At 72.2% G+C, this 5,090-nt stretch carries 3 protein-coding genes and 2 tRNA genes; 3 read left to right on the top strand and 2 right to left on the bottom strand.

Features of this window, described 5'->3' with window-relative positions; all coding sequences use genetic code 11:
• Nucleotides 1–269: 269 nt before the first annotated feature.
• Entirely contained in the window at nucleotides 270–2,351 is a 2,082-nt protein-coding gene (locus tag H5J30_RS16965; protein WP_181788268.1) for an ATP-binding SpoIIE family protein phosphatase, read from the bottom strand.
• Nucleotides 2,352–2,573: 222 nt separating this feature from the next.
• On the opposite strand from H5J30_RS16965, the gene H5J30_RS16960 reads away from it, so the two are divergent.
• From H5J30_RS16960 to H5J30_RS16950, 3 genes are all read left to right on the top strand, one after another.
• Nucleotides 2,574–3,476, top strand: coding sequence for an amidohydrolase family protein (locus H5J30_RS16960; RefSeq protein ID WP_181788267.1), 903 nt, complete (start codon nucleotides 2,574–2,576; stop codon nucleotides 3,474–3,476).
• 196 nt (nucleotides 3,477–3,672) lie between these two features.
• Nucleotides 3,673–3,750 (top strand) — tRNA-Asp (locus H5J30_RS16955).
• Between the two features lie 28 nt (nucleotides 3,751–3,778).
• Nucleotides 3,779–3,852: transfer RNA gene (locus tag H5J30_RS16950), tRNA-Phe, on the top strand.
• Between the two features lie 237 nt (nucleotides 3,853–4,089).
• Here the strand turns inward: H5J30_RS16950 and H5J30_RS16945 are convergent.
• On the bottom strand, nucleotides 4,090–5,090 hold a 1,001-nt coding region (locus tag H5J30_RS16945; RefSeq protein WP_181788266.1), incomplete at its 5' end, for a M20 metallopeptidase family protein.

Below are 5,090 nucleotides of genomic sequence, written 5' to 3'. Positions count from 1 at the left end.
GCTAAGGCGGCGGTTCCCGCCCTCTTCATGTGTTTGCGCACTGAACCCCTCCCTGTGCCTCAAGGGGTCAGGAGTCACTGGCGCCCCCACCCCTCCTTCACCCAATGATCCGCCAATCGGCACGGAACAGTTCCATCCGTTTAGCGGATTTACCGGGCGGACCGTCAGGAGCGCAGCTCAGGAGGCTGGAACAAGAGTTTGTTCAGCGGGAACTTTTGTTCAGGGGCAACAAGTACTGCCGCGCGTGCGGCCGTTGCGGGCCGTACGGGTCACTGCTCCTCGTGCTCGCGGAACTCGGCCCAGATCGCCTTGCCGTCCCCGCGCGGCTCCACGCCCCAGCCGTCGCACAACTCCTGGAGCAGCAGCACCCCGCGGCCCGACGACGCCATCTCGCCCGGGTGCCGGCGGTGCGGGAGGTTGCCGTCCGCGTCGGCGATCGTCATGCGCAGCACGCGCCGCCCCGGCGGCCCCGTCAGATCCGCCAGGACGTTGGCGGTGCTGTCCGTGTGGGTCATGACGTTCGCGATCATCTCCGAGAGCGCCAGCTCCGCCGCGTCGATCTGGTCCGCCGTCGCCCAGTCGTAGAGCAGGCCGCGCAGCTGGTGCCGGGCGTCGGAGATGCGCTGCTGCTCGGACTGCGGCACGGCCAGGTACATGTGCCGCTCCGACTCCGGGTGCGCGAGCCGCGTCGCGCCCGCGGTGCGGAGCAGGACGAACGCGATGTCGTCCTGGCTGCGCCCGGAGTGCGGCCCTCGGGTGGCGTACGAACCGGACCCCGTGACCGTGTCCACGATCGCGTCCGCCACCGTCTCAAGGCCCGCGCCGAGCGTCGCCGCGAACGCGGCGCCGAGCCGGGCCTGCCCGCTGTACAGGTCGTGGCCGCCGGTCTCGACCAGGCCGTCGGTGCACAGGAGCATGGTCTCGTCCGGGTCGATCTTGTGCTCGGAGACGGGGTACACCTGGTCGGCCTCGATGCCGAGCGGCAGGCCGCCCTCGCTGGGGTGGATGATCATCGTGCCGTCGGGCAGCGCCACCGCGGGGTCCAGGTGGCCGGCGCGGGCCACGGTCAGCGTCCCGGTCGACGGGTCGGCCTGGAGGTACAGGCAGGTGGCGAAGCGGGCGTCGGCGGGGTCGTCGACCTGCCGCTCGTTGAGCCGGTCGAGGAAGGCCGAGGCGCGGCTCAGCACGGCGTCCGGACTGTGGCCCTCGGAGGCGTACGCGCGGATGGCGATGCGCAGCTGGCTCATCAGCCCCGCGGCCCGTACGTCGTGCCCCTGCACGTCCCCGATGACCAGGGCCGTCTGCCCGGAGGGCAGCGCGAAGACGTCGTACCAGTCGCCGCCGATCTGGAGCCCGCCGCCGGAGGGGACGTACCGCGCCACCACGTCGAAGCCGGGGACGCGCGCGACCGCCGGCATCATGCTGCGCTGCAGCCCTTCGGCCAGCTCCCGCTCCGACTCGTGCACGTGCGCGTCCGACAGCGCCTGCCCCAGCATCCGCGCCACCGTCGTCAGCACCGACCGCTCGTCCGGCGTGAACGGCACCACGTCCTCGAACGCCGCCATCCACGCCCCGACCGTCCGCCCCTCCGCCATCAGCGGCAGGAACGCCCACGACCCGCGCGGCACGGCCTGCGCCAGACGCCACGCCTCGGGGAAGCGGCGCTGGTACTCCTCGCGGCCGGCGATGTACACGGCCCGGGAGGTGCGCGCCGCCTCCGCGGAGGGGAAGTCCGCGTCCAGGGGGATGACGCTGAAGGGCTCGGCCTCCTCGCTCTGGTAGCCCTGCTGGCCGATGAGGACGAGGTCGTCGCCCTCGACCGCGAAGACCCCCATGCCGTCCGGCGAGAACCCCGGCATCGACAGCGACGCCGCCACCCGCAGCACCTGGTCGGTGGAGCGCGCCTCGGCGAGCGCCCGCCCGGCGGAGAGCAGGAACGCCTCCCGCGACAGCCGCCAGTCGCTGGTCCCCCGCGGCCCGTCACCGGGCCCCGCGGGCGCGTCGATGACCTCCTGGACGGTCCCGACGATGTCGGTCTGCTCCCCCGGCAGCGACTCCAGCGCCCGCATCCGGCAGCGCAGCACCCGTACGACGTCGCCCTGGATGTCGACGACGCGCAGCCGGCCCTCGGCGAGGGTGCCCTCGGCGAGGGCGAGGTCGAGGATGCCGTTGAGCTCGATGAAGTCGACGCCGTGCAGGCGGGCGCGTACCGCGGCGGCATGGACGGTGACCTGCACGGGCGGCAGCCCGAGCAGCCGGGCGGCCTGCGCGTCCAGCACCACCCGATCGGTGTGCGCCGCCCAGCGCCAGATGCCCGTACCCAGCCCGGACAGGACCTCGTCGGTACGCATTGTCCACATTTTATGCTTCAGAGGGAAAAGTGTGGCGCTTTGCAACTTAAGTCCCCTCCGGGCGGGGCGGGAGACGGACCCGCACACCGAGAACCGCGACGGCGCCCGGGGTGAGTCGTTGGTCTCTCCTCACCGGCACGGCTTACGGAGGGCCCCCGGCTGCTGGAAGATCGACGGAGGCACGTCGCCGACCCGACGTGAGCCGACCGGGAGACAGGGCCTGTGACCAGCACGGATGCCGAACGGGACACGGATGCCGAACGGGACCGGGTGGCGGGGTTCCGCCGCGCGCTCGGCCTCGGCCATCTGATCGACGTGCACACCCACTTCATGCCGCGGCAGGTGCTGGCGAAGGTGTGGGCGTACTTCGACGCGGCCGGGCCGCTGGTCGGCCGCCCGTGGCCGATCGCGTACCGGCAGGAGGAGGCCGAGCGGGTGGCGCTGCTGCGCGGCTTCGGGGTACGCGCGTTCACGTCGATGCTGTACCCGCACAAGCCGGGCATGGCGCGGTGGCTCAACGACTGGTCCGCCGGCTTCGCCGCCCGCACCCCGGACTGCCTGCACACGGCGACGTTCTTCGCGGAGCCGTCGGCGGCCGACGACGTGCGGCGGGCGGTGGGACAGGGCGCGCGGGTCTTCAAGTGCCACCTCCAGGTCGGCGCGTACGACCCGAACGACCCGGTGCTCGACGAGGTCTGGTCCCTCCTCGCGGACGCCGCCCTCCCGGTCGTCACCCACTGCGGCTCCGGCCCCGTCCCGGGCCCCCACACGGGCCCGGCCCCGATCGCGGCCCTGCTGAAGCGGCACCCGCGGCTGCGGCTGGTCGTGGCGCACCTCGGGATGCCGGAGTACGAGGACTTCCTGACGCTGGCGGAGCGCCACGAGGACGTCATGCTCGACACGACGATGGCGTTCACCGCCTTCTCCGAATCCGCCGCCCCGTTCCCACCCCGCGCCCGCCCCCGCCTGGCAGCCCTCCGGGACCGCATCCTCCTGGGCACGGACTTCCCGAACACCCCGTACCCGTACGCGGACGCCCTGGACGCGCTGACGACACAGGACCAGGACGACGCCTGGCTCCGCGCGGTCTGCCACGACAACGCGGCCCGCCTCTTCGGGCTCTAGGGTCTGTCGTTTGGACCTTCGCCGGGCTCGCGGCGGGACCCAAACGACAGGCCCTAGGACCCCGCCACTTCGTTTAGGGGACCAGGCGGGGGTTCTGCTACGCTGATCCAGCGACGTCACGGCCCGTAGCCGACGACGGAGAATCCCGGTAGGGATCACGCATCACTCTGTGCGAGACTGGGTCTCGCACAAGCCTGGTCCTGTGGAGCAGTTTGGAGTGCTCGCCACCCTGTCAAGGTGGAGGCCGCGGGTTCAAATCCCGTCAGGACCGCCACCCTCAAGGCTCGCCTTGAGGGTCACCCGGCTGGGTAGCTCAGTTGGTACGAGCGTCCGCCTGAAAAGCGGAAGGTCGCCGGTTCGACCCCGGCCCCAGCCACCTCCTCTGACCAGGGCATACGCCCCCTCCGAAGACCACGGAGGGGGCGTTTTCGCGCCGGTGACATCAACGGGTTGCGGCCCGCCCGGAAACCTGTCGACGGAAACTGAGGTGCACAAGCCGCCTGTGTCCTTAGGCGGGTTGCACACCTAGTGTCCTGAGTCGTTAGTTCATCGGTGGTTGCGGGTTGGGTGATGTCCGGTCCGAAACCGTTGGTGTTGGTGTTGTCTCAGGACACTAGGTGGCGCGCCGCGGGCTTCCGGCGCGTTCCGCCAGCCAGCCCGCCATCGCTCGTACGCCGGTGCCGATGGCGCGTTCGTCCGGGGTGAAGTCGGGGTAGTGCGGGTAGCCCGCCGTGATGGGCGTGCCGGGGGTGTGGACGCCGAGGAAGGTGTACGTGCCCGGGATCCGGTCCAGGAAGAGGGCGAAGTCCTCGCCGTTGAAGGGGAAGACGGCGTGCAGGCGGGTGACCGCGTCTCGGCCGAGGGTGCGGTAGAGGTGGCGGGTCAGCCGGTGGGCGTCGGGCTCCGGGCAGACCATGGCGGGGAACGGGCCGGGCTCGAAGCTCACCTCGGCCCCCGGGTACGACGCGGCCAGCCGGCGGATGTCCGCCCGTACCCCCACGTACCGCTCCTCCGGCCAGCAGCGCGACGCGAAGCCCACCGTGGCCCCCTCGACCCTTGCCCGGGCGGCGACGAACCGGGCCAGCGGACCGTTCGGCGTCTGGAGGTCGACGACCTGCTGCGCCACGTCCGCCGTCGTCTGCGGCGGCGTCACGGTGGCGAGCGCGCCGATCTCCGCGGCCAGCCGCTGCGCGGCACCGGCCGCGTCGGGCCCCGACAGCGTCACCCGGCCACGGTCCTGTCCCGGCAACCCGTACCCCGGTGTCACCGCCAATTTGCCCACCGGGAACGGCCCGCAGTGCAGGGCGTGGATCTCCTCGACCCGGGGTCTGTCCAGCACGCCCGCCTCGATCATCGCGCTCGCCCCCGCCAGCCTCTCTTCGGCGGGCTGGAAGACGAAGACCACCGTGCCACGCAGGTGCCGCCGCAGCCGGGCCAGAACCTGTGCGGCGCCGATGCCCACCGTGGTGTGCAGGTCGTGCCCGCACAGGTGGGCCGTCGCCGTGCCGCCACCGACGATGTCGCCGGGCGGCACCGCGTCCATGTCCGCGCGGTACGCCACGGTCCGCCCCGGGCGCGAGCCGCGCAGCACCCCGACCACGCCGTGGCCGCCGA

Source organism: Streptomyces phytophilus (assembly GCF_013870535.1).
GTDB lineage: Bacteria > Actinomycetota > Actinomycetes > Streptomycetales > Streptomycetaceae > Streptomyces > Streptomyces phytophilus.
This window is presented reverse-complemented; position numbering and strand designations above follow the sequence as displayed.